Genomic DNA, 25,298 nt, shown 5'->3' on the forward strand with positions numbered 1-25,298 from the left:
GTGACCAAAATCATTTCAGCCGCTAAGAACCGTCTCCGTCGAGCAGTCGCTGCACCAGCGGCGCGTACAGCGCCACCACCTCCTCGACCGTGCCGGTCGCGCGTTCCTGCATCATGCGGCGCCGCATGATCGCCAAACCCATCACCGCCGACATCGCCAGCTCGGCCCGGAGGCGGGCGTCCTGGCCCGGAAGCCGCGCGGCGAGGGCATCGATCATCTGCGTGGAGTAGTTGTCGCGGAGCATGCGGTTGCTTTCCTCGCTGCTGCCCCCGCTCATGAAGAGGATGTTCATCGACAACGGCTTGTAGGGCTCGAGCGGGCGGGCGAGCATCGCGACCATCCTCTCCCCCAGGCTCTCGAGCGGGCCGTCGAACAGCACCTGCGCGCCGTACTGGAAGTCGACGAGTTCCTCGTACAGTTGCTCCTTCGAGCCGAAGTACTTGATGATCAGCGGTGCGCTGACCCCCGCGTCCTCCGCGATGTCCTTGAGCGTGATGTCGCGATAGGGGCGCGTCGCGAACGCCTTCCCCGCGGCATCGATGATCAACTGCCTGGTCTCGTCGGAAGTCCGGCGGCGCTTCTCGGGCTCTCCCCGACGCGATGCCTCCGTGCCGCGCACGGTCACATCGCCCGCCTCCCCGACAGCGCTCGTCCCAGCGTCAGCTCGTCGGCGAACTCGAGGTCGCCACCCATCGGCAGACCCGACGCGAGGCGTGTGACGCTCAGCCCCGGGAAGTCACGCAGCATCCGCACCAGATAGGTGGCCGTCGCCTCACCCTCCGTGTTGGGGTCGGTCGCGATGATCACCTCGGAGACGTCGACGCCGTCCTCCTGATTGCCGATCCGGGTGAGCAGTTCGCGGATGTGCAGCTGGTCGGGGCCGACGCCGTTGAGCGGGTCGAGTGCACCACCGAGGACGTGATAGCGCCCCCGGAATTCACGGGTGCGTTCGATCGCCTGCACGTCCTTGGGTTCCTCGACCACGCAGATCACCGTGCGGTCGCGGCGAGGATCGGAGCAGATGCGGCAACGCTGCTGGTCCGAGACGGTGCCGCAGACCTCGCAGAACTGGACACCGTCGCGGATCCGCTGGAGCGCCGCCTGCAGGCGGTCGATCTCGGGCGGCTCGACCGAAAGCAGGTGGAACGCGATGCGCTGGGCACTCTTCGGACCGACGCCCGGAAGTTTGCCCAGCTCGTCGATGAGGTCCTGTACCGGTCCTTCGTACAACGCCGACCTCTAGAAGCCGGGCAGGCCGGGGATTCCGCCGCCGAGCCCACCCGCGAGCGGACCGAGCTTCTCGGCCGCGATGTCCTGGGCCTTCGCCGAGGCATCGGCGATCGCACCGACCACGAGATCCTGCAGGGTCTCGACGTCGTCGGGATCGACGACCTTCGGATCGATCTTCACGGACACGACCTCGCCCGTGCCCTTCACCGTCGCCGTGACGAGACCACCGCCGGCCTGGCCGGTGACCTCCGCCTGCGCCATCTCGTTCTGCGCAGCGACGAGCTGCTGCTGCATCTGCTGGGCCTGAGCGAGGAGTTGCTGCATGTCGGGCATTCCACCACCGGGTTGCACGGCACGTCCTTTCTGAAGTGTGTACGCCAGCCTAGTCCCGGCGCATCGCGGTCGGCACGGACGCCGAGATCGACGAAACCGAGGTCAGTCGACTTCCTTCTTCAGGTTCTCGAGCACCTGCTGCTGGATCTTCCGCAGGCCGAGCGGCGCGAAGGTCTTCTCGAAGAAGCCCTTGACGCCTCCGGCACCCTTCCACTGCGTGAGCACGACGACCGTCGAACCCGTCCCGTTCGGCACGACGCTGTAGGTCGTCACGAGCGTGGAGTTCGCGTCGGTCTCCGTGACGGTACTGCCCTTGACCGACACGGTGGCCTGCACGTCGCGCTGACGCTTCTCCGTGGCCTGGAGGATCCAGTGCACGACCGTGCCGTCGCCGCGACCGCCGGAGATCACGCGGTAGTCGCGGTAGTGCTCGGTGAGGATGCGCGGACGGACCGTCTCGTAATCGGCGAGTGCGGTGAGTACCGCCTCGGGGGCGGCCGCCACCTGGATCGAACTGCTTGCGCTGACCTGTGCCATGAACGACTCCTTCTTCTTCGTGCGTGCTCGAATGTGCCTGTGACGACTGCATCCATCCTGCCTTCCGCCTTTCGGGACGGATGCGACCGCCGGGTCTATTGTGGACGTGCTACCGATGCGCCGCTCCGAGGAGTCGAATGCAGATGCCGAGATCGTCAGGTGTGAAGGTCCCGTACGGAGAGGCGGTACACCGGCACGGTGTCGACCGCCTGCTGCGTTCGTACCGCGCGATTCCGGCCGACGCGCCCGTGCGACTCGCCAAGAAGACGTCGAACCTCTTCCGAGCGCGCGCCGCGGTGAACGCGCCCGGACTCGACGTCTCCGGTCTCGGCGGGGTCGTCTCCGTCGATCCGCAGGCCCGCACCGCCGACGTCGCCGGGATGTGCACCTACGAGGATCTCGTCGACGCGACCCTGCCCTACGGTCTCGCTCCGCTGGTCGTCCCGCAATTGAAGACCATCACGCTCGGCGGCGCCGTCACCGGACTCGGCATCGAGTCGACGTCCTTCCGGAACGGTCTCCCCCACGAGTCGGTACTCGAGATGGACATCCTCACCGGGTCCGGCGAGATCGTCACCGCCCGCCCCGAGGGCGAGACCGCCGATCTGTTCCACGGCTTCCCCAACTCCTACGGTTCCCTCGGGTACGCGACGCGCCTGCGCATCGAACTCGAACCGGTGAAGCGGTACGTCGCGCTGCGGCACCTGCGGTTCGACACGATCGCCGACCTACAGTCCGTCCTCGCACGGATCGTCGACGAGCGCACCTGGGACGGCACATCGGTCGACTATCTCGACGGGGTCGTCTTCTCGGCAGCCGAGAGCTACCTGACGCTCGGCACGCAAACCGACGAGCCGGGACCCGTCAGCGATTACACCGGGCAGGACATCTACTACCGGTCGATCCAGCACGTCTCCGTCAACCGCCCCAAGGAGGATCGACTCACGATCCGCGACTATCTGTGGCGGTGGGACACCGACTGGTTCTGGTGCTCACGCGCGTTCGGCGCCCAGAATCCGAAGATCCGTCGACTGTGGCCGAAGCGGTTGCTGCGCAGCAGCTTCTACTGGAAGCTCATCGCCCTCGATCACAAGTACTCGGTGGCCGACCGGATCGAGGCACGCAAGGGCAATCCGCCCCGCGAGCGTGTCGTCCAGGACATCGAGGTTCCGCTCGAGCGCACCCGGGAGTTCGTCGAATGGTTCCTCGACGAGATTCCCATCGAACCGATCTGGTTGTGCCCCTTGAAATTGCGCGACACCGAGTCGTCCCCGGAGGGCCGGCGGCCGAGCGCCTCGGACGCCCAGCGGCCGTGGCCGCTGTACCCGCTCGAGCCGAAGCGCGCCTATGTGAACGTCGGGTTCTGGTCGTCCGTTCCCATCGTGCCCGGCGCCGAGGAAGGCGCCGCCAACCGGTTGATCGAGAAGAAGGTCGCCGAACTCGACGGGCACAAATCGCTCTACTCGGATTCCTACTACTCGAAGGACGAGTTCGAGAAACTCTATTACGGCGGTGGCGAATACCCCACCCTCAAACAGAAATACGACCCTCGGTCCCGTCTACTGGACCTCTTCTCGAAGGCGGTGCAACGAAAGTGACCATTTTCAAGGCCGAGAACGATCGATCCACCGAGGACAAGCTCGCCCTCGCCCAGATCGTCGAGATCGTGACCGGCGGCGACATGCCGCTGCGCTTCACGGCCTACGACGGCTCCGCAGCGGGCCCGGCGAACTCCCCCTACGGCCTGCACCTCGCATCGCCCAAGGGCGCGACGTACATCGCCACGGCTCCCGGCGATCTGGGCATGGCCCGGGCCTACATCTCGGGTGATCTCGAGGCGCAGGGCGTGCATCCCGGCAACCCCTACGAGTTGCTCGCTTCGCTCGGCGACCTGCACTTCGAGCGTCCTCCGGCCCGCGTCCTCGCGCAGATCGCCCGGTCGCTCGGCACCGAACTGCTCAAGCCGATCGCGCCGCCGCCGCAGGAACACCTGCCGCGCTGGCGCCGGATCGCCGAGGGTCTGCGGCACTCGAAGTCGCGCGACGCCGAGGTCATCCACCACCACTACGACGTGTCCAACGAGTTCTACGAGTACGTGCTCGGACCGTCGATGACGTACACCTGCGCCGTCTTCGAATCCCGGAATCAGAGCCTCGAGGACGCCCAGGAGAACAAGTACCGTCTGGTCTTCGAGAAGCTGCGATTGAAGCCGGGCGACCGTCTGCTCGACATCGGTTGCGGCTGGGGCGGAATGGTGCGGTATGCAGCTCGGCGCGGCGTGAAGGCCCTCGGCGTGACGCTCTCCGGGGAGCAGGCCGAGTGGGCGCAGAAGGCCATCGTCGAGGAAGGTCTGAGCGACCTGGCCGAGGTCCGGCACTCCGACTACCGCGACGTGACCGAGGGCGGGTTCGACGCCATCTCGTCGATCGGCCTGACCGAGCACATCGGCGTCGCCAACTATCCGGCGTATTTCCGGTTCCTCCACGACAAGCTGCGTGCCGGTGGTCTGCTGCTCAACCACTGCATCACCCGGCCGACCAACAACAGCCGGGTCAAGGCGGGCGGTTTCATCGACCGGTACGTCTTCCCCGACGGGGAACTCACCGGCTCGGGGCGCATCATCACCGAGGCGCAGAACATCGGCTTCGAGGTGATGCACGAGGAGAATCTGCGCGAGCATTACGCCCTGACGCTGAAGGGCTGGTGCGAGTACCTCGAGAAGCACTGGGAGGCGTGCGTCGCCGAGGTCGGTGAGGGCACGGCCCGTCTGTGGGGCCTGTACATGGCCGGCTCCCGTCTCGGCTTCGAACGCAATGTGGTGCAGCTGCACCAGGTGCTGGCGGTCAAGCTGGGCGACGACAAGAAGCCGCAGACGCCGCTACGGCCCTGGTGGGTCGCCTGACCTCACCCGGTTTCATCGCATATCTTGGACGCGTGTTGCCGGATCTGGACCCGAGACCGCTCCCGAGCCGCCGTCGGTCGGCTCGGGAATCGGATTGGGATGCCATTCGTGCCTGGACGGACGACAAGTACATGCGGTTCGATGTACGGCCGACGGACCGCACAGCCGTCCCCGCATCGTCGATGTTCTCGGTACCGATCCACGACATCACCATGACGCGGTTCCGCTACGGCGTAGAAGTCGATCTTCGGAACTTCGATTCCGACGCAGGAAACATCCTGGTGTTGACCACGATTCGAGGCAGGACACGTCATGCGACAGGAACATACGACGAGACCGAATTGGGTGCGGGCCAGACGTTCGTCGCCGACTGCAGTCGGGTGGACTATCGGCTCGACGCAGATCCCGACCATCTCCAGCTCAACCTGACGATTCCGCACCGCTTCCTGTCCGATCTCGCCCTGCAGTGGTGGGGCTACGTTCCCGACGAACGACTGTGGAGTCACCAGTGTGCGGTCGGAGGGCCGGACAGTGCGTGGCTCGCCCTGCTCGACTACGCCACAAGGACGGCTTCGACCGCCCCGGACGCTGTTGCCGCCGGAAGAATAGGCCACAATCTCCAGGAGATGCTCGCCGCTCACCTGCTCGACGAGTGGGCTCGCTCGGCGGGCATCGACCTCACCGGGCCCGCGCCGGTTGCCGCTCCTGGATATGTGCGGCTTGCTGTGCAGTACATCGACGAGCATGCGAAGGATCTGCCCACCGTCACCGAGACGGCATCAGCAGTGGGCGTCAGTGTCCGTGCCCTCAACGGTGCGTTCAAGAAATATGTGGGGACCTCCCCGCGGGCGTATCTGGTCGAGCAGCGACTGCGCGGCGTTCGTCGCTCTTTGAGCGCGGGGTCTCCTTCGGTGTCGTCCGCGGCCCACGAATGGGGGTACGTCAACATGGGTGTCTTCGCCGCGGCCTATCGGCGCCGGTTCGGAGAGAACCCGTCGGAGACCTTGCGTCGAGCGCGCACAGGCTAGACGCGTCATTCTTGCCGATTGCAGATATCCCCTACCGATCACAGACGTACAGAGCCGATCACATGTCCTACCTTCCATGCGTGTCACGCATCACACCGGAAGGACGGATATGCACACACTGGATCTCTCTGCTTTGACAACGAGTCTCGACGACGCTCTGGACCACGTCACCGCTTTTCCCGACGGACCGGCTCTGGTTCCCGGCGTTGCAGCCGCGGTCACGCGCTCGACCGGGTCCGTGTACGAGGGGGCGTCCGGCGTCCGCTCGTTGAGCGATGCCACTCCGATGACCACGGATTCGGTACTCGCACTGTTCTCCACCACCAAGGCGATCACCGGAACAGTCGTGCTCCAGTGCGTCGAAGAAGGACTGATCGACCTCGATGCTCCGGCATCGGAATACGTGCCGGACATCGCGGATCTCTCCGTCGCAGAGGGTTTCGACGAGTCCGGGGTCCTGACGCTGCGCGCTCCCCGCACGCCGATCACCACCCGAATGCTGTTGCTGCATACTGCCGGACTCGGGTACTCGTTCTTCGACGACACCTATCACCGTCTCTCGGTCGCGGGCGTCCACCCGAGCGTGATCACAGCAACTCGTGCGGCGCTGCAGACGCCTCTGCTGTTCGAGCCCGGTACCCGGTGGAACTACGGATCCAACATCGACTGGGCGGGGCTCGTGGTCGAAGCCGTTCGCGGGAAGCGACTCGGCGACGTCATGACGGAACGTGTCTTCCGTCCACTGGGGATGAGTGACACCGCATTCACCATGACCCCCTCGATGCAGGAACGACGAGCAGAGATCCACCAACGCAGGGAGGACGGGACGCTCGTGCCGACCGGTCTGGTGCTGCCGCAGGAGCCCGAAGTGGATATGGGCGGTCACGGCCTGTACTCGACCATCGGTGATTACACCCGATTCCTACAGATGTGGTTGAACGACGGTGAGGGTGAGTACGGTCGAGTGTTGCAGCCGGAGACTGTGGCGAAAGCTGCGATCAGCGGTCTCGGCGACCTTCAGGTGACGATGCTCCCAGGAGTCGAGCCCGAGCTCTCGAATGACGCGGAGTTCTTTCCGGGCCAGCGGAAGACGTGGTCGTACTCCTTCATGGTCAACGAGGAACAAGCGCCCACCGGCCGCAGCGCAGGGTCCCTGAGCTGGGCGGGACTGGCAAATCTGTACTACTGGATCGACCGTCGTGCCGATGTTGCCGGAATCTGGGCGGCACAGGTGCTCCCGTTCGCCGACCGCGCCTCCGTCGGTGGATTCCTGGAGTTCGAATCGCGCGTCTACCGCGCACTGCACTGAGAAAGGGCTCCCGACGCCGTGGCGTCGGGAGCCCTTCCGTGTAACCGTCGTGTGCGTCAGCTGCGCAGCGACGCCGGCGGGGTGAAGCGTTCGCCGTACTTGGCGGCGAGCTCCTCGGCCCGCGCGACGAAGCCTTCCTTGCCACCCGGGTAACCGACGATGTACTGAGCGACACCACCGGTCCAGGCCGGGAAACCGATGCCGAAGATCGAGCCGATGTTGGCGTCGGCGGTGGTCTCGAGAACACCCTCGTCGAAGCACTTCTGGGTCTCGATCGCCTCGGCGAAGAGCATGCGGTCGATCAGATCCTGCAGCGGCACATCGAGGGTCGCCTCGGTCTTGAAGTGATCGCGCACACCCTGCCAGATGCCCTGACGCTTGCCGTTCTCGTCGTACTCGTAGAAGCCGGCCTTCTCGAGACGACCCGGACGGCCCTGCTCGACCATCCAGTCGACCACGTCGAGTGCGGGATGACGCGTGGTGCCGAGCTTGGTGTCGCCCTGCTTGGCGGCCTCCTCGGTTTCCTTCGCGATCTTCTGCATGAGCTTCATGTTCAGCTCGTCGGTCAGCTGCAGCGGCGGAGCCGGGTAACCCGCCTGCGAACCGGCCTGCTCGATGGTCGCGGGCTCGATGCCCTCGCCGAGCATGGCGATGGCCTCGTTGACGAAGGTGCCGATCACACGCGAGGTGAAGAAGCCGCGACTGTCGTTGACGACGATCGGGGTCTTGCGGATCGCGAGCGTGTAGTCGAACACGCGGGCCAGGGCCTCGTCGGAGGTCTTCTCACCCTTGATGATCTCGACCAGCGGCATCTTGTCGACCGGCGAGAAGAAGTGGATACCGATGAAGTCCTCGGGACGCTTGACGCCGGTCGCGAGACCGGTGATGGGCAGCGTCGAGGTGTTCGAACCGAGCAGCGCGTCGGGATCGACGATGTCTTCGATCTCCTGGAACACCTTGTGCTTGAGCTCGGTGTTCTCGAACACCGCCTCGATGACGAAGTCGACGCCCACGAAGTCGGCGGGGTCGGCCGTCGGCGTGATGCGGTCGAGCAGAGCCTTCGACTTCTCCTCGGTGGTCTTGCCACGCGAGAGAGCCTTGGTCTCGATCTTCTCCGAGTAGTTCTTGCCACGCTCGGCGGCCTCGAGGGTGACGTCCTTGAGGACGACCTCGTAACCGGCCTTGGCGGAGACGTAGGCGATGCCGGCGCCCATCATGCCCGCACCGAGAACGCCGATCTTCTTGATCTCGCGCTTCGGCACGTCCTTCGGACGCGAAGCGCCCGAGTTGATGGACTGCATGTCGAAGAAGAACGCCTGGATCATGTTCTTCGCGACCTGGCCGGTGGCGAGTTCGACGAAGTACCGCGACTCGATGGTCGACGCGTTGTCGAAGTCCACCTGCGAGCCCTCGACGGCGGCGGCCATGATGGCGCGCGGAGCCGGCATCGGAGCGCCCTTGATCTGCTTGCGCAGGTTCGCGGGGAAGGCCGGGAGGTTCGCGGCGAAGGCCGGGCTGGAGGGGGTGCCGCCGGGGATCTTGTAGCCCTTGACATCCCACGGCTGGACGCCGCCCTCGGGGTTGGCCTTGATCCATTCCTTGGCGGCCGGAACGAGCTCCTCGACGCTGCCCACGACGTCGTGGACGAGGCCGATCTCCTTGGCCTTGACCGCGTTGTACTTGTTGCCCTGCAGCAGAACCGAGAGCAGCGCCGTCTGGATGCCGAGCAGGCGCACGGTGCGGGTGATGCCACCGCCACCGGGGAGCAGGCCCAGGCTGGCCTCGGGCAGACCGATCTGCACGCCCTTGACATCGGCAGCGATGCGGTGATGCGTCGCGAGGGCGATTTCGAGGCCGCCACCGAGAGCCGCGCCGTTGATGGCGGCGACGACGGGCTTACCGAGGGTCTCGAGACGACGCAGGTCGGCCTTGATGCCCTGGACCTCGTCGAACGCGGCCTGCGCGTCGTCGGGGCCGATCGCGATGATGTTGCGCAGGTCGCCGCCGGCGAAGAAGGTCTTCTTCGCGGAGGTGATCACCACACCGGTGATGGAGTCCTGCTCCTCGTACAGACGGTCGACGGTGGCCTTCATCGACGCCTTGTACAGCTCGTTCATCGTGTTGGCGCCCTGGTTGGGATCGTCGAGTGTCAGCACGACGATGCCGTCGGCGTCCTTGTCCCAGGAAATCATGTTGTCGCTCACTGTTTTTCGAATTCCTTCCGGTGTCAGACGCGCTCGATGATGGTGGCCACACCCATGCCGCCACCGATGCACAGGGTGACGAGGGCGCGCTTGGCTCCGCGGCGCTCGAGCTCGTCGATCATGGTGCCGGTGATCATGGCGCCGGTGGCGCCGAGCGGGTGGCCCATCGCGATGGCGCCGCCGTTGACGTTGAGCTTCTCGTCCGGGATGTTCAGGTCCTTCTGGAACTTCAGGACGACGGAGGCGAACGCCTCGTTGATCTCGAACAGGTCGATGTCGTCGACCGTCAGGCCCGCCGAGGCGAGAACCTTGTGCGCGGCCGGCGTGGGGCCGGTGAGCATGATCGTCGAGTCGGCACCGGAGGTGGCCGTGGCGACGACGCGGGCACGCGGGGTCAGACCGAGGTCCTTGCCGGCCTGCTCGGAACCGACGAGCACGAGTGCCGCGCCGTCGACGATGCCCGAGCTGTTGCCGCCGTGGTGGACGTGATCGATCTTCTCGACGAAGTGGAACTTCTGCTGCGCCACGGCGTCGAAGCCGCCCATCTCACCGATGGTCGCGAACGACGGCTGCAGCTTGGCGAGGCCTTCGAGGGTGGTGTCGGGACGCATGTGCTCGTCGTGATCGAGGATCGTCAGACCGTTCTGGTCCTTGACCGGCACGACCGACTTGGAGAAGTAGCCGCCCGACCAGGCTGCCGCGGCGAGCTGCTGCGAGCGCAGTGCGTAGGCGTCGACGTCCTCGCGGGTGAAGCCCTCGATGGTCGCGATGAGATCGGCGGAGATGCCCTGGGGAACCAGGTAGCTGTCGTAGTTGGTGGCGGGATCGAGCATCCACGCGCCACCGTCGGAGCCCATGGAGACACGCGACATGGACTCGACGCCGCCGGCGAGAACGAGCTCGTCCCAGCCGGAGCGGACCTTCTGCGCAGCCATGTTGACGGCCTCGAGGCCCGACGCGCAGAACCGGTTGATCTGCACGCCGCCCGTGGTGGCCGGCAGGTTCGCGATGGTGACAGCGGTGCGGGCGATGTCGGCACCCTGATCGCCGACGGGGCTGACGACACCGAGGATCAGGTCGGAGATGCGGTTCTCGTCGAGATCGGGGAATCGAACACGCAGCTCGTCGATCAGGCCCGTAACCAGGGAGATCGGCTTGACGGAGTGCAGCGAGCCCGTCTTCTTGCCTCGGCCGCGTGGTGTTCGGATGGCTTCATAGATGAATGCCTCGGTGGTCACAGTGCGCAGGTTCCTTCCCGTGCTTGCGGAGCGACGGCACCCACGGCCCTGCAGAGGGCCGCCGTGCCCAACCTCCCCCACGGTAGAAGCGGGTACCCCTCGGCCGTAAGGACCGAAGCGATCGGTGTCCGTGACCGAACCGAACGTCCGCAAACCCCTTACGGGACCACCGCCGCCCGCAGGTGCGGCCCCGCGTGCAGGACTTCTCGCAGCGCATCGAGGGGGACGGGGGTGCCGACGAGCTCGTCCCACGGGTAGACGGCGACCGTGCGGGACAGGAACGCCACGGCCTCGCGCAGGTGCGCGGGTTCGTAGTTGTGCACCCCGCTGATGGTGAGCCACCGGCGCACGATCGCCTCCGGATCCACGGGAACGGCGGGACCGGGCGCCACCGAGCCCGCGAGCACGAGGCGTCCGCCCACATCGAGGCGCGACACGAGCGACGCGATCGCATCCGCCGAACCCGAGAAGTCGAGAGCGATATCGGCAGGACCACCGTCGTCGAGAACCGCGCCGAACCGTTCGGCGCGTGCCGCGCGCTGCGGGTCGATGTCCACGATCGTGACGTCGGCACCGGCTTCGGCACACATGGCGACCGCCGTGACACCGAGCATCCCGGCACCGCACACCACGACCCTGCGGCCGTCGAGATCGCCGGCCGCCTCGACCACCGCGACAGCCGTCGCGGTCGCACACGAGGCCGGAGCTGCGACGACGTCGGGCACCGCGGCCGGGACGGGCACGGTCGTCGCGCCCGCGGGCAGCACGATGTACTCGGAGTAGGTGCCCGACAGTGGCCACGGCCCGGTGAACGGTTCGTGGCCGACCTTCGTCACCGACCTGCACTTGGCCGTGCGCCCGGATCGGCACCGGTCGCAGTCGTGGCACGCGCACGTCACGCTCCACACGATCCGCTCCCCCACCGCCGCGGAGGCGTGCGGACCGGCAGCGACGATCTCCCCTACCCCTTCGTGTCCGAGCACCGAGGGCGCCGGTCCGGGGCGGCGCCCGGACACGGTGTGCAGGTCGCTCCCGCACACCGTGGCGAGGCGGACACGCACGAGCAGTTCGCGGTAACCGAGGGCCGGTATCGGTACCTGCCGCAGCTCGATGCCCGTCCCGGTCCACACCGCCGTACGGCTCACACGACCTTCGAGCGGATCCATCCCGACATCCTTTCGATGACGTACACGACGGCGAACACGATGACGACGATCGCGCCGGCGAACTCGAAGTTCAGCGTCCGGACCGCTTCGAAGAGAAGGAATCCCACGCCGCCCGCACCGACGACACCGAGAACGGTCGAGGTGCGGATGTTGACGTCGAGCAGGTACAGCGTCGACCCGACGACCGACGGAACCACCTGGGGGATCACCGCGGCGAAGAGGGTCTTCCACCATCCGCCGCCGACGGCGCGGACCGCGTCGAGCGGCCCGGGGTCGATCTCCTCGACCGCGTCGGCGACGAGTTTGCCGAGGAATCCGACGGAACCGACGGCGAGCGCACACGCACCGGCGACCGGACCGAGTCCGATGGCGGCCACGAAGATCACCGCGAGTACGAGTTCGGGGATCGCCCGCACCACGAGGATCACGGCGCGAGCGGTGGCATAGACGGTGGGATGCGGAGACACGTTGTTCGCCGCCAGGATTCCGAACGGAAGCGACAGCACGGCACCGACGGCGGTGGCGACCGCGCCGATCGCGAGGGTCTGCAGCACCGCGTCGACGAGATCCGAACCCACCGCGGTGAAGTCCGGTGGAACGAGCCGTGTGAAGACCTCGAGGGACGGTCCGATCCAGGTGAACAGATCACGCGGATCGATACGGAGAGCGAACAGAGCGGCCGCCGTGGCCGCGATGACGGTGGACGAGAAGATGATACGCGAGAGACGTTCTCGTCCAGGACCGTTCGCGGACGGAGTGAGCAGAGCGCGCCGGACGACGATGGCGACGACCTCCATCGCCGCGATGATCACCAGGATCACGCAGACGATTCCGAGTGCACGTGGATAGACCAGTCCACGCAGTGCGTCCTGCAACGCGAATCCGATTCCGCCGGCTCCGACGAAACCGAGGACGACGGAGGTTCGGAGGTTGATGTCGATCCGGTAGACGAAGTTGGCGGTCCAGGACGGGACGACCTGCGGCAGAACCGCGTTGATCATCTCCCGGACGTATCCGACGCCGGTGCTGCGCACCGCCTCCCGTGGACCTGCGTCGGTCTGTTCGATCGCGTCGGCGAACAACTTGCCGAGCATGCCTATCGAGTGGAGAGCCAATGCCAGAACACCGGGCAGGACGCCGATTCCGAGTGCGCGGACGAACAGGACCGCAAACAGCAGGTCGGGCATGGCGCGGCAGAACGTGATGACGGCGCGGGCGATGCGGTGCAGCGCCGGGTGCGGTGTCGTGTTGCGCGCAGCCAGGAACGCGAGCGGTACCGATGCGACCGCCGCGAGGACGGTGCCGAGCACCGCCATGAGCAGCGTCTCGATCGCGAGCACACCGATGCGGCCGGGGTCGTCGAGCCGCGGCGGCAGCATGCGTTCGATCAGGCCGGCCGTCGAGTCGAGCCCGTCCAGCAAGGTTGTGGGAGCGAAATCGATGTACGCGGCCGACGCGACGACCACGACCGCGACGACGGCCCAACCGGCGGTGATCGTCCGCCGACGGTCACGACCGGCGCCGTGGGGCCTCGTCTCCGTGCGGGTCGGGGTGAGGATGCTCATGCCGACCGTGCTCCGAGAGAGCCGGAGGCGGGTTCGACGCGCTGGTAGATCTCCATGGCCTCGTCGCGGGAGAGCCCGACCGCCGGGCGATCGAGCACCTTGCGACCGTCTCGCAGGCCGACGATGCGGTGTGCCCAGCCGAGTGCGAGGTCCACCTGGTGCAGCGTGCACACGACGGTGAGCTTGTCTTCCATGCACACCCGGAACAGCAGATCCATGACCACGCCGGCGTTCTCCGGATCGAGGGAGGCGACGGGTTCGTCGGCGAGCAGCACCGTGGGCCGCTGCATGAGGGTCCGTGCGATCGCGACGCGCTGCTGCTGGCCTCCCGACAGGGTGTCGGCACGCCGGTCCGCGAGGTCGGCGAGACCGACCCGGTCGAGATGCTCCCGCGCCTCGACGCGCATGGTCTTCGGGTAGGTGAGCGCCCCGTAGCGGGGCAGCGACAATCTGCCGAGCCCGCCGATGAGCACGTTCTCGAGGCAACTGAGCCGTCCGACGAGATTGAACTGCTGGAAGACGAATCCGACGTCCTTGCGCAGCGACCGCAGCTCGCGGCGGGACGCGAGATCGACCCGTGTACCGGAGACGTCGATCCTGCCCTCGGTGACGGGGTGCAGACCGTTCAAGCACCGGAGGAAGGTCGACTTCCCCGAGCCCGACAGACCCAGCAGGACGACCAGTTCGCTGCGGTGCACGTCGAGATCGACGCCGGACAGCGCGGTGGTGGTGCCGAATTCCTTGGTGACGCCGCGGGCCGAGACGACGAGGTCGTCGCCGGCGACCTGGTGGGTGGGATCGATGCTCATCGTCAGCCCTTGCACTTCTCGGATTCGGTGATCTCGCAGACGTGGCGGACCCCGTCGTAGTCGGCGTCGGTCGCAGCCACGACACCCCAGGCACGCTCGTCGGTGATGCGGCATTCGCCGTCGCAGTATCCCTGGGCGAGCAGGTAGTCGGCGTTGCCCTTCTCGGTGAGGATGGTGGCGAGTCGTTCGGTGACCTCGGTGCCGAGGGAGTTGTCGGCGACGAACAGGGATCCGGCGATCGTCTCGGATTCCCAGACCTTCTTCAGTTCGCCTTCCCGGAGGTCGCCGCTCTCGATCATCGTCCGGTCGACCATGGTGTCGAACGCGAAACCGGCGTCGCAGTCGCCCGCTGCGATCGCCAGGGCGGAAGCGTCGTGCCCACCGGCGTAGACGGGGGTCAGACCGGCGACGAGATCCTGCTCGGTTCCCGACTCGACGACTCCCGCTTCGATGAGTCCTGCCGAGGGGTACAGGAATCCGGACGTCGAACCGGGATCGACGAAGCACACGTCCTTGCCCGCGAAGTCCTCGATGCTGTCGATCCCGGAGTTGCCGGACTGCGTCAGACCGTAGGAGCGGTAGCCGGGTTCGGCGTCCGGGTCCTGGACGACGGCACCGAGCGGAGTGGTGTCGGCGCCGTTGAGTTGCGCCACGACGTACGCGAAGGGACCGAAGAAGGCGAGGTCGACGTTGTCGGCGATCATGCCCTCGACCACGCCCGCGTAATCGGAGGCCTGGACGAACTCGACGGTGGATCCGGTCTCGTCCTCGAGCATCGTCAGCAGCGGCTCGTAACTCGACTTCAGATCGGACGAGTTCTCGGCGGGAATCGCACCGAGCGTGATGGTTTCGGGAAAGCCTTGTTCGTTGAGCGTGTCGGGATCCGAACCGCCGCAGGCGGTCAGAGCGAGGGTGAGACCGGCGGCGAGACCGGCGGAGACGGCGGCTCGGCGAGACGACAGGGAACGCATGGGAAGGGTCCTTCGAGTCGGCAGGTCAGGAGACGATCAGGGCGGGCAGAGCGACGATCGAGTCGAGAACGTGGGTGGCACCGGCTTCGCGGAGTGTCGCCTCGTCGTGGGCTCCTGTGCGCGTGCCGGCGACGACGGACGCTCCGGACCGCAGACCCGAGAGCATGTCGCCGGCGGTGTCACCGACCACGGCGGTCTCGCGGACGTCGTCGGTGCCGGTGCGCAGCAGCGCGGTGAGGATCATGTCGGGGTAGGGACGACCGCGACCGGCGTCGGCGGGCGTGAGGGCGATGTCGGCGAGGTCGCGCCAGCCGAGTGCGTCGAGCAGCCGGTCCTGGGTGGAGCGGCTGAATCCGGTGGTGAGTGCGACTTTCACGCCTGCCTCGCGTAGTTGCGTGATCGTCCTCTCCGCGCCCGGAATCGGGGCGACGTCCCCGGCGTCGACGAACCGTTCGTAGGCGCGTTCGAAGGCGTCGTTGGCGATCCGGGCGCGCTCGTCGCTGCCGAACAGGGCGCGGAAGACGACGATCTTCGACTGCCCCATCGTGTCGAGGACGTATCGGCGCGCGTCGTCCCGCTCGGGGCCGCTCTCGGGAAGGCCGACGGCGGTGGCCGCTTCGTCGAAGGCGCGGACGACGAGTCCGTCATCGGCGACGGTGGTTCCGGCCATGTCGAGCACGGCCAGTCGGATGGTGGTCATGATCTTCTGCTCCAAGGGTTTCGGGAGTCGGTCAGAGTCCGAGCAGGTCGGCGGTCTCTTCGCCGAGATAGGGGCCGAGTGTCATACCGCGGCCACCCGGCCCGGCGACGACCCACACGTCCTCGTCGGCCTTCGCGCGGTGGACGAGCGCGGTGGGATCGGTGCACTGGCTGTAGACCCCTGCCCAGCGCCGGACGACGGGCGGCAGACGGCGACCGAGGAGTTCTTCCGTGACGGCGGTGAGATGGTCGTAGGGTTCCTCGTCGACGTCGAAGTCGAACGGTTCGTCGTAGGCGTGGGTGTCTCCGATGGTCAGGCCGCCGTGCAACCGTTGGACGCACAGCAGCTGCATGCGATGTTGCTCTGCGACGGGGCGTTGCTGTTCGGCGACGGTGAGATCGTCGAGGGCGGTACCGGCGAATCCCGGGTAGTAGCGGAGGCTGTCGCCGTCGGCGATCGAGGTGGTGAGCGGTTCGTCCAGTGGTGCGGTCTGCATCATCTGCAACCGGACCCGGCGCAACGGCAGGTCGCCGGCGAGATCGCGGGCCAGGCCACCGAGTGTCGCGCCGGGGCAGGCGAGAACGAGATCCACCTCGTGCACGACACCGTGATCGTCGCGTACCCGGACCGTCCCGTGCGGCGTGCGGGAGACGTCCCGGGCCTCGGTGGACGGCAGGAACCGGTAGCGACCCGACGTGGCGAGGTGTTGCCGGATCGCCGGAAGCGCGATGCGGGACTCGACGGCGGCGTCGGTACCGCAGTGCAGTGCGGCGACGAATTTCCCACGGAGCGCAGGGTTGACACCGCGCGCTTCGTCGGCGTCGAGAAGTGTGAATCCTCGCCGGCCCGCGTCGTCACGCGCGACGGCCTCCTCGGCGACGGCGACCTCGGCGGCGGTGCGCAACAGCGTCAGTGAGCCGTTCGCACGGAAGCCGACATCGGGCACGCGCGCGCCGAGGTCCTCCCACAATTCCCGGGACCGGAGGGTCGCGTCGAGTTCGCCGCGCGTGCGGCCGGAGACCCAGACGAGACCGAAATTGCGCACGGTGGCACCGCGTGCTTCCGGTTCGCGTTCGAGATGCAGGACGTCGTGTCCGCGACGGACGGCGGCGTCGGCGTGTGCGGTGCCGAGGATGCCACCACCGATGATCAGGATTCGCATGTCTGCAACAGTGGAGCATGGTCTAGACCAGATGGGGGCGGTTCGGCGAACGCACGGTGAACAGTTGGTATAGACCGGAATTCGGTTACGCTGGATGTGTGGCCACCGTCGTTCGCGAAGCGCGCACCCTCAAGCACCAGGTCGTGCGCCGCCAGGTCGAGTGTCTTCTCGACCAGCTCACCGTGGGAGACCAGGTGCCCTCCGAGCGCGATCTCGCCACCCGATTCGACGTCGCCCGCGAAACCGTCCGCCAGGCACTGCGCGAACTGCTCGTCGACGGCCGCATCGAACGACGGGGTCGCAGCACCGTCGTCGCCGGACCGAAGATCGTCCAACCCCTCGTCATCGGTTCCTACACCGAAGCCGCCCTCCTCGAAGGACGGAGCGCGGGGCGTGTGCTGGTCGCGTGGACCGATCTCGTCGCCGACGACGAAACGGCCTGCCGCCTCGGCATCGAGGCCGGAGACCCCGTCCTCGAACTCGAACGTGTCCTGCTCACCGACGGGGTGCACGTCGGACTCGAACGCACCCGGCTTCCCGCACACCGCTTTCCGGAGCTGCGCCGGACGCTGGATCCGTCGTCGTCACTGTACGCCGCGATCCGCGCCTGCGGGATCACGTTCGCGCGGGCGGTCGAGAAGATCGAGACCACACTGCCCGACGCGCGCGAAGCGGCCCTGCTCGACGCCGACACCCGCACACCCATGTTGTTGCTCGAACGGATCTCCTACGACGAGAACGACGTCCCCATCGAACATCGCCGCTCGCTCTATCGCGGCGACCGGATGTCGTTCGTCACGACCGTCACTCCCTGAGCAGCAGGTCAATCGACGCCCAGGCCTGCTTCCCGCGCCCGGACGATCGCGCTCGCCCGGTCGGCCGCACCGATCTTGCCCAGGATGTTCGACACGTGGTTGCGCACCGTCTTCTGGCTGAGTATCAGTCGCCGGGAGATCGCCGCATTGTCGAGTCCGCGCGCCACGAGATCGAGGATCTCCCGTTCACGTTCGGTCAGATCCGGGAAGGCGGCCGCAGTGTTGCGGGATGTCGACACCGCCGCAAGGGCTTTCGCGGCGACCGCCGCGCCGACGATCATCTCCCCGGCGGCCACCGCCCTGATCGCCCGTTCGACCCCCGACGGATCGGCCCCCTTGACGAGATAGCCGGAGGCACCGGCGCGGATGGATGCGACCAGGATGTCCTCGTCCTCGTGCATGGTGACCATCAGGATGCGGGTGCCCGGGACCTTCCGGAGAATGCTGCGGGTCGCGTCGATCCCCGAGCCGTCGCCGAGTTCGATGTCCATGAGCACGACGTCGATGTCGGCGTTCACGCCTTCGAGCGCCTCCCCCACCGAACTTGCCTGGCACACCACGTCGATCCCGTCGAGGGTGCCGAGGAGCGCGGCCATACCGAGGCGGAAGACGGGATGGTCGTCGACGATCGCGACGCGTATCACCGGGTTGTCGCTCTCGATTCGGACCAGGGTAGCCGCGCGCGCACCACGACACCGCGCGGGTCGCCGGATTCGATGCCCACCGTCCCACCGACCTCCCGGGCCCGTTCACGCATGCTCGGCGTGCCCACGCCGACGCGTGCGTCGGCTGCGAGTCCGCTCCCGTCGTCGACGATGTCGAGTGCCAGAACGTCGCACTCCGCCGCGACCCGCACCGTGCACTCGTCGGTACCGGAATGCCGCCGGGCGTTGATGATCGCCTCGGAGGCGATGCCGTATGCGGCCCACGCGACAGGGCCGGACATCCCGGCCGGGAGGTCGGCCTGCAGGTGGACGCGGAATCCCGCGCGGGCGTGCGTGATCACGAGCTCGTCGAGGGCTGCGGTGAGACCGAGTTCGTCGAGGACCGGGGGCAGCAGGCTGCGCGAGAGTTCGCGGACACCGTCGACCTGGCGGTCGAGTTCGCGGAGCAGTTCGTCGACGAGCACGGCCGCGGCCTCCGGATCGGTGGTGACGAGATTGCGTGCCCCCTGCAGACCGAGCCGCACCCCGGCGAGCGACGGCCCCAGTCCGTCGTGCAGTTCACGGCGGATGGTGCGGCGTTCCTCGAGCCGGACCTCGGTGAGGCGCCGGCGGGAGTCTTCGAGGTCCTCGGCCGACCGCAGTACCACCAGTCCGGCATCGACGACGGTCGCGAGTTCGGTCAGCGCCCGCCGGCTGCGGGCCCCGAGCGATTCACCCGGCGGTGCGGTGACGGCGAGGGTCGCGTCGCCCGAGCCGACCGGCACCTCCTCGACAGGTCCCGAGGCGGTCCCCCAGCGCGCGATGACGTCATCCCCGCGGCGCACCTCGACCGATTCGAGGCGCAGCGCGGTGCCGATGCCGGCGGCGAGTTCACCCAGCAGCAGGTCGGGGGAATCGGCGCCGGCGAAGTGCCGCCCGAGAATCCGTACCGCGCGCGCCGGGTCGACACCGTCGCCGTAGACGAGCCGGTGCACCCTCCGGCCGAGCCACATCCGCACCGGTTGCACAGCGAGCGCGACGGTGGTGGCCCCGACCGCCTGGGCGAACACCGATTCGTTCGGGAGCACCAGCGAGACCGCGACCGTCACCGCGAGATAGCAGGTGACGAGCACGGCGGTGAGACTGCCGGCGAGAGCAGCGCGTCCGACCGCGAGGTCGATGCCCCAGAGTCGTTGGCGCAACACGACGGCGAGGATCGCGACCGGATAGAAGGCCTGCGTCGCGAGGTGGAGCAGAGGGGTGAGCATCCACGGCACATCCGGCACCGCCAGCGGGATGTACGAGGCCGTCATGAGCGCACTGCCGAGAGCGAGCCATCCCATCCCGGATCGTTCGGCCGCCGGGGCGTGACGGCGGCGCCACTCGACGTGTCCGGCGGTGAGGAAACCTACGGCCACAACGGGTCCGACGAACCAGATGTCGGCGATGCCGGTGAACGTGCGCGCCCAGAAGAACCAGGCGATCGTCACGACGCCGGCGAGAACCCCCGCTCGCACCACCGGGCCGGCAGGACGATCGCGGACGAGCCACGGCACCACCAGGAACAACGCGAGCGTCCCGGGGATCCAGGTGGTGTTCTGCAGCGGCCCGAGGAATCCCACGGGAAGTTCGGGACGGACGAGGGCGAGCTGGGTCCAGCTGTAGGACACCGCTGCCAGGCCCACCCCGATCGACGCGACGGCCAGCAGGATCGGAACGGCGTGGACGCGACGGGCGAGGATGACACCGGCGACCGTCCCGTAGACGGCGGCACCGACCACGTCCACGAGGAAGAACAGCTGGTCGGAGTCGAGCACGGGCCGGGCCGCGACGAACACGACCACGGCCGCGACGGCGAGCAGCCAGGAGGCGACGGCCACGACGGCGGCGGGTACCGGAGCCCCGGTACCCGCCGATCCGTTCGCTGTGGCTGTGTCCTTCATGGTGCGGTGAGTATGCACCACTGTGTCCTTGATGCGGCAGGTATACGCCGCTGGGCCGTTCGCAGTGGTACTAACGTGCACGCCGGTCCGTGAGAGCGAATCCGACACCGGCCACCAGCACCCACACCGGGCCGGTGAAACCCGCCATGTACTGCAGCGGGGAGATGCCGAGGAGCAGCGTCAGGCCACCGAGAACGATGCTCGCCCAACCGATCCACCGAGGTGCCGCACGGTGACGCAGGGCGGCCACCGCGACCGCGACGCCGCTCACTCCGGCCCCGACCCACAGCCACGGGATGGTGCCCATCCAGTGCGAGGCGAAGACCGCGACCTCGGGCACCATCCGATCGGTGTTCCCGAGCCCGAACAGCAGCTCGGTGTCGAGCCCCGTGCCCATGAGTGTCGCGACCGAGGTGAGCACGAGCCCGAAGGCCGCGACCGTCGGCACGAGGCCGAACTCCGGAGTGCCCGCGCGCAGTCGGCGCTGCAGGCCCGCAGCGAAGACGAGCAGCAAGGCCGTCGACGCCATCAACGTCAGGTGCATGACGAGCATGGCCGTGCGCTGCCCGGCGAACTCGGTCATGATCGCCGCCGCGTTGCCGGCGGTGCGCTCGTCGTACGCCGCGCCCATCGCCATGCTCGCCTGGATGCCCACGACGCCGGCGAGTCCGGCGGCGGCACCCGTCCACGCCCAGATCGAGCCGGGGCCACGAGGGTCGGGGGTGATCGGCGTGAGAGGTTCGGTCTCGGTGCCGAGAGTGTTCATGAGGGTCCCTTCGGATCGGTGCGACGTCCTGCGCGTCGTGGAAGGAACGATCCGGCGCCCGGTGTCCCGGATGGAAGGGGCGGCCGTCCCGATCTCTCGGGATCCCTGCCCGTGCCGCCGCCGGGCGGCACACACCCGCCGCTCACGAGCTCGGGGAGGTTGTACGCGATTCTCCCGGGCGGTTTCAGGTAGCCAGCGCAACACAACCTCCCCGAGATCGGAGAGTGCCGACGCGAATATTCTGCGGGCGCCCGGATCCGCGTCGTTCCGAATTCACTCAGGGATGACGGGCGCGGCGTTCGCTCGCCGAATGCAGAGCACCGACGGAAGCGAAGGCTGCAGCAAGTACCAGCAGCAACAGCACGACATTCAGAGTCATGGAAATGTCCTTTCACGGGCCGGGTGAAAATTACCCGGCATCGAAACAGGCGCCCCTCACTTCTATCCCATTCCCACCGAATATGCGAGTCGTTCCATTTTTCCGAACCGACTCGAATTGTTCGCTATTCGAACACCGAGAATTTCCCGCAACGTATTCGACGGGAGAATGCGCACTCCCGGACGAGTGACCTGGGCCTCATGTTCGCACGCCGACGCGAAGGACCGTCGGGACCGTTCCTAGAGTGATCGGTCGTGGCGGAGTCGAGCGGAGACCATCGGGTTGCCGAACTATCGCTGCCCACTCCCGCCCCCTTACGCACCGCTTTGCTGACGGTTCCCCGTCAGGGACGCCGGTGGCCCGGGGCCGCGCGTGCAGTCGCCACAGTCGCGGGGCCCGGTCTCGTGGGCGTCACTCTGGGATTCGGTGCCGTCTCCGCCGTCGCCACACTCGGCGCCTTCGCCGTCGTCTACGGCGAACAACGTCCCTATCGGGTACGTGCCCGGGTGGTCGCCCTCGTCGGCACGGTGCTCGTCGTGCTGGCGACGATCGGTGCCGCGGCCGGGTCGGTGGTCCACGACGCGGTGGCAGCCGGCGGGTCGGCGTGGTGGTATCTGCTGGTCGTCGCGGCGATGACCGCGACCGTCTCGGTGTGCGCGTTCGTCGTGGACGCATTGCGCATGGGTGCGCCCGGCGCCTTCCTGATGTTGCTGTCCCTCGAGATCGCCTCGGCTCTGCCCGCGTTGGGGGTGTCCGTCCCGGCGGTCGCGGTGTGGACGGCGATCGGAGCGGCGACGGCCGTCGTGATGTCCGTGTCCGGCGCCCCCTTCCGGCCACGGACCCCGGAACGCACCGCGGTGGCCGCGGCGGTCGTCGCCGTCGACGCGGTCTTCGAGGAGAACTCACCGGCGCATCGCCGTGCCGCCGTCCACGATCTGCACGTGGCCTGGCAGTGCCTGCACGACGCCGGCCTCGTCGGCTCGGGACACCCCCTGGAACGAGCATTGCACGCCGCCCACGTTCGATGTGCGGAGACACTGCACGAACGTCCGCGGGACGAAGCGGTCCCCGAGGACGACCTGCAATTGCAGCCTCCGCTGCGGCGACCCTCGGTGCGGTACCGCCTCGCGCGGGCCGCGCACCCGCGCAGTCGTTCGGCGACGATCGCGGTGCGCCTGCTCGTCGCGGGGCCGGTCGCCGGCACGACCGCGATCGCGCTGGGTGTCGGGCGCCCCGATTGGGCGGTCATCACGGCGGCGATGATCCTGCACCAGGGACCGGACCGGATCCTCGGCTCGTACCGGGCCGCGCACCGCTTCGTCGGCACCGTGCTCGGGCTCGTCCTGCTGGCCTGCCTGACGCCCTTCCATCCGAGCGGTGTCGCGCTCGTGGTGGTGCTGGCCGCGGCGATGGCCGGCACCGAGATGTTCCTGGTGCGGAACTACGGCCTCGCGATGGTCTTCATCACCCCGCTCGTCGTCGTTCTCGGCGGGCTGGGTACCCCCGGCGATCTGGTGACGGTCTCACGCGACCGGTTCCTCGAGACCGTCGTCGGCGTCTGTGTCGCGCTGGCGGTGATGTGGGGCGTGCTGCCCCGGGCCCACCGCCGCGTCCTCGACTTCGCCGACGGTCGCGTCCGTGACGCCGTCGCCGGGATCGCCGCGTCGACGGACGTGAAAGAACTGCCCGAACTGCGCCGCGACCTGGAGTTCGATCTGCACGCCTCCACCACCGCAGCGGTCATCGCCGCGCACACCGAGCCGGTGTGGACCCGGCAGCGCTGGACCGAGCATCGCCGGCTCCACGAGCTCGGCTACCGGATCCTGACCCTGCCGGAACGACCGGGACCCTGAAGCAGGGACCCGGTCGCTTCCGCACGAAGATGCGCCTTTCGTCAGAGCACCAACACTGCGAAGACGGTCGAGAGGATCAGCCCCGCCATCACCGGCAGGAAGCACTTGCGGGCGAGATCCAGCACCGGCACCCGGGCGAAACCGGCCACCGCGACCAGCGAGGACCAGGCGATGATGACGCCGCCGCCCGACCAGATGTTGCCCATCTGACCGATCGCCGCGAGCGTCGACGGGTCGACGTCGACGGCCGGGCCGAGAGCACCCGACAGCGCGCCGGTGAGGGGCAGTCCGCTGAATCCGGAACCGTCGAGTCCCGCGACCACTCCGATGAGCAGAATTCCGAACGAGGTGACGAAGGCGTTCTGCGGCAGATGTGCCTGCACCGAGGTCACGAGGTCGAACAGGATTGCCGGGCCTGCGGCGTCGGTGGACAGGCCGAGGATCGGGCCTGCGAACTCCGGGTTGCCGATGAAGAAGAAGCCGGCGATCGGAAGAACACAGCCCATGGCTTTGAATGCGAAGACCAGACCGTCGACGAGGTGATCCGAGGTGGTCTCGAGGAAGCTTCCCCGGTCGGTCGACGCTGCGGCAGCGAACAGGATCAGGGCTGCGATCCCGCCCACGATCGCGGCGGCCTCACCACCCTGCAGGGGCGGCACGACCTCGGTGAACTTGCCCAGCATCAGATAGACGATGAACGCGAGGTAGGCCAGCGGCACGAGCATCGCGAACGCCTTCGCGGTACCGCGACGCTCCTTCTCCGCCTCGGCGGGGTCGGCGACCGGCTCGGACGGAGCCACCAGCACCGCCGTGGCCGCCGTTGCCTGCTCGCCGCCACCACCGGGCCCGCCGGGACCGCCGGCCGGTTCGGGCCGGCGCGGAGGACGGGAGCCGCCTGCTCCACCCGAGGAGTCGTCGCCGCCACGGGTGTCACCGATGCCGCTGTCGGCTTCGGATTCCCATTCGACGAGCAGGTCGGCGGACGGTGCACGCCAGTGCCGCTTCTGGACGAAGTAGGTGATGAGCAGTGCCGTGACGCCCACGATCAGGGAGAGGACCAGTGCCTTGTCCGCGACGGAGTCGGCGTCGACGCCGGCGGCTGCCGCGGAGATACCGGGTGCGACCTTGATGATGTAGTCCGACGACAACGCCATGCCCTGACCGCAGATCGCGATGACCATGCCCACCGACAGCGGGGACATGCCGGCGCGGATCGCGACGGGGATGAGCACTGCGCCGACGAGGGGCACGGCCGGGGTGGGCCAGAAGAACAGGGAGATCACGTAGGTGACGGCGGCGAGGACGAGGAAGCTGCTGGTGCCCGCGCGCATGACGCGCCGGAACGGCGCGACCATCATCCGGTCCGCGCCGAGCTGGCGCAGCGCGCCGAGCATGGCCGTGACCATCGCGATGATGAGGAAGATGTTGAACAGTTCCTTCGCCGCGACGAGGCTCGCGTTGAAGATGGCCGACAGTCCCGTGACGATGCTGCCCGAGAACGTCAGTGCGGTCAGGAAGGTTGCGACGACTGCAGGAACGACGATGTTCTTCCGCAGGGCCATGGTGGCCAGGATGACGAGGATGCCGGCCAGGTAGACCCAGTGCGCGGCGGTGAGGTGTACGTCCAAGGCGTTTCCTTCGACAGGAGGGTGGAACGAGTCGGGCTGTGTTCGTGGACGGTGAATGGGCACTCGATGTATTGGGGGAACTTTCCGCTACCGCCCGTGCTCGGTCAACGAGAACG

General features: G+C 67.6%; 22 protein-coding genes. 6 read left to right on the forward strand and 16 right to left on the reverse strand.

Annotated elements, in window-relative coordinates; translation table 11 throughout:
- Positions 1–22: 22 nt before the first annotated feature.
- The 4 genes from EQ874_RS18955 to EQ874_RS18970 all read right to left on the reverse strand — a co-directional run bounded on the left by EQ874_RS18955 (position 23) and on the right by EQ874_RS18970 (position 2,100).
- A complete protein-coding gene (locus tag EQ874_RS18955) occupies positions 23–625 on the reverse strand; it encodes a TetR family transcriptional regulator (protein ID WP_064062838.1) in 603 nt (200 codons plus the stop codon).
- Positions 622–1,230: a recombination mediator RecR gene (gene recR, locus EQ874_RS18960; RefSeq protein WP_016693177.1), complete on the reverse strand. Its 609-nt coding sequence runs from the start codon at positions 1,228–1,230 to the stop codon at positions 622–624. Before recR ends, EQ874_RS18955 begins: the two co-directional genes overlap by 4 nt.
- Positions 1,231–1,239: 9 nt before the next feature.
- Positions 1,240–1,563, reverse strand: coding sequence for a YbaB/EbfC family nucleoid-associated protein (locus tag EQ874_RS18965; protein WP_016931828.1), 324 nt, complete (start codon positions 1,561–1,563; stop codon positions 1,240–1,242).
- A 102-nt stretch (positions 1,564–1,665) separates the two neighbouring features.
- Positions 1,666–2,100: an SRPBCC family protein gene (locus EQ874_RS18970; protein ID WP_016931827.1), complete on the reverse strand. Its 435-nt coding sequence runs from the start codon at positions 2,098–2,100 to the stop codon at positions 1,666–1,668.
- A gap of 137 nt (positions 2,101–2,237) precedes the next feature.
- Between EQ874_RS18970 and EQ874_RS18975 the strand changes: the two genes are divergently transcribed.
- The 4 genes from EQ874_RS18975 (at position 2,238) to EQ874_RS18990 (ending at position 7,339) form a co-directional block, all read left to right on the forward strand.
- Positions 2,238–3,698 carry an FAD-binding oxidoreductase gene (locus EQ874_RS18975; protein ID WP_129977747.1) on the forward strand — a complete coding sequence of 487 codons (1,461 nt, stop codon included), beginning with the start codon at positions 2,238–2,240 and terminating at the stop codon, positions 3,696–3,698.
- Positions 3,695–5,002 carry a class I SAM-dependent methyltransferase gene (locus tag EQ874_RS18980; protein ID WP_129977748.1) on the forward strand — a complete coding sequence of 436 codons (1,308 nt, stop codon included), beginning with the start codon at positions 3,695–3,697 and terminating at the stop codon, positions 5,000–5,002. The genes EQ874_RS18975 and EQ874_RS18980 overlap by 4 nt, the downstream gene beginning before the upstream one ends.
- Before the next feature lie 35 nt (positions 5,003–5,037).
- Positions 5,038–6,030, forward strand: a complete 993-nt coding sequence (locus tag EQ874_RS18985; protein ID WP_165369280.1) for an AraC family transcriptional regulator — start codon at positions 5,038–5,040, stop codon at positions 6,028–6,030.
- A 109-nt stretch (positions 6,031–6,139) separates the two neighbouring features.
- Positions 6,140–7,339: a serine hydrolase domain-containing protein gene (locus EQ874_RS18990; RefSeq protein ID WP_242496813.1), complete on the forward strand. Its 1,200-nt coding sequence runs from the start codon at positions 6,140–6,142 to the stop codon at positions 7,337–7,339.
- A gap of 56 nt (positions 7,340–7,395) precedes the next feature.
- Here the strand turns inward: EQ874_RS18990 and EQ874_RS18995 are convergent, their stop codons facing one another.
- The 8 genes from EQ874_RS18995 to EQ874_RS19030 form a co-directional block, all read right to left on the reverse strand.
- A complete protein-coding gene (locus EQ874_RS18995) occupies positions 7,396–9,531 on the reverse strand; it encodes a 3-hydroxyacyl-CoA dehydrogenase NAD-binding domain-containing protein (protein ID WP_277986192.1) in 2,136 nt (711 codons plus the stop codon).
- A 35-nt stretch (positions 9,532–9,566) separates the two neighbouring features.
- The gene (locus tag EQ874_RS19000) at positions 9,567–10,781 is read right to left on the reverse strand and encodes an acetyl-CoA C-acetyltransferase (protein ID WP_064062842.1); all 1,215 of its coding nucleotides are present in this window, start codon (positions 10,779–10,781) and stop codon (positions 9,567–9,569) included.
- Positions 10,782–10,939: 158 nt separating this feature from the next.
- On the reverse strand, positions 10,940–11,947 hold the full coding sequence (locus EQ874_RS19005; RefSeq protein WP_129977751.1) for a zinc-binding dehydrogenase: 1,008 nt from the start codon (positions 11,945–11,947) through the stop codon (positions 10,940–10,942).
- Positions 11,923–13,512, reverse strand: coding sequence for a phosphonate ABC transporter, permease protein PhnE (gene phnE, locus EQ874_RS19010; protein WP_129977752.1), 1,590 nt, complete (start codon positions 13,510–13,512; stop codon positions 11,923–11,925). Before phnE ends, EQ874_RS19005 begins: the two co-directional genes overlap by 25 nt.
- Positions 13,509–14,321, reverse strand: coding sequence for a phosphonate ABC transporter ATP-binding protein (gene phnC / locus EQ874_RS19015; RefSeq protein ID WP_016931819.1), 813 nt, complete (start codon positions 14,319–14,321; stop codon positions 13,509–13,511). Before phnC ends, phnE begins: the two co-directional genes overlap by 4 nt.
- 2 nt (positions 14,322–14,323) lie before the next feature.
- Complete coding sequence (locus EQ874_RS19020) at positions 14,324–15,292, reverse strand: phosphate/phosphite/phosphonate ABC transporter substrate-binding protein (protein ID WP_129977753.1); 969 nt, start codon at positions 15,290–15,292, stop codon at positions 14,324–14,326.
- A 25-nt stretch (positions 15,293–15,317) separates the two neighbouring features.
- Complete coding sequence (locus EQ874_RS19025) at positions 15,318–15,992, reverse strand: phosphonatase-like hydrolase (protein WP_129977754.1); 675 nt, start codon at positions 15,990–15,992, stop codon at positions 15,318–15,320.
- Between the two features lie 31 nt (positions 15,993–16,023).
- Positions 16,024–17,154, reverse strand: coding sequence for a TIGR03364 family FAD-dependent oxidoreductase (locus tag EQ874_RS19030; RefSeq protein ID WP_129977755.1), 1,131 nt, complete (start codon positions 17,152–17,154; stop codon positions 16,024–16,026).
- A gap of 98 nt (positions 17,155–17,252) precedes the next feature.
- Between EQ874_RS19030 and EQ874_RS19035 the strand changes: the two genes are divergently transcribed.
- On the forward strand, positions 17,253–17,969 hold the full coding sequence (locus EQ874_RS19035) for a GntR family transcriptional regulator (protein WP_016931815.1): 717 nt from the start codon (positions 17,253–17,255) through the stop codon (positions 17,967–17,969).
- An 8-nt stretch (positions 17,970–17,977) separates the two neighbouring features.
- On the opposite strand, the gene EQ874_RS19040 is transcribed toward EQ874_RS19035, so the two are convergent.
- From EQ874_RS19040 to EQ874_RS19050, 3 genes are all read right to left on the reverse strand, one after another.
- Entirely contained in the window at positions 17,978–18,613 is a 636-nt protein-coding gene (locus EQ874_RS19040) for a response regulator transcription factor (RefSeq protein WP_172506074.1), read from the reverse strand.
- On the reverse strand, positions 18,610–20,556 hold the full coding sequence (locus tag EQ874_RS19045) for a histidine kinase (protein WP_129977756.1): 1,947 nt from the start codon (positions 20,554–20,556) through the stop codon (positions 18,610–18,612). Before EQ874_RS19045 ends, EQ874_RS19040 begins: the two co-directional genes overlap by 4 nt.
- A gap of 70 nt (positions 20,557–20,626) precedes the next feature.
- A complete protein-coding gene (locus EQ874_RS19050; protein ID WP_207213587.1) occupies positions 20,627–21,322 on the reverse strand; it encodes a hypothetical protein in 696 nt (231 codons plus the stop codon).
- Between the two features lie 633 nt (positions 21,323–21,955).
- On the opposite strand from EQ874_RS19050, the gene EQ874_RS19055 reads away from it, so the two are divergent.
- Positions 21,956–23,554: an FUSC family protein gene (locus EQ874_RS19055; protein ID WP_129977757.1), complete on the forward strand. Its 1,599-nt coding sequence runs from the start codon at positions 21,956–21,958 to the stop codon at positions 23,552–23,554.
- 41 nt (positions 23,555–23,595) lie between these two features.
- Here the strand turns inward: EQ874_RS19055 and EQ874_RS19060 are convergent, their stop codons facing one another.
- The gene (locus EQ874_RS19060) at positions 23,596–25,182 is read right to left on the reverse strand and encodes a hypothetical protein (RefSeq protein WP_129977758.1); all 1,587 of its coding nucleotides are present in this window, start codon (positions 25,180–25,182) and stop codon (positions 23,596–23,598) included.
- Positions 25,183–25,298: the final 116 nt, after the last annotated feature.

The sequence above is a fragment of the Rhodococcus sp. Q1 genome (assembly GCF_004153645.1).
Taxonomy (GTDB): Bacteria; Actinomycetota; Actinomycetes; order Mycobacteriales; family Mycobacteriaceae; genus Rhodococcus; species Rhodococcus gordoniae.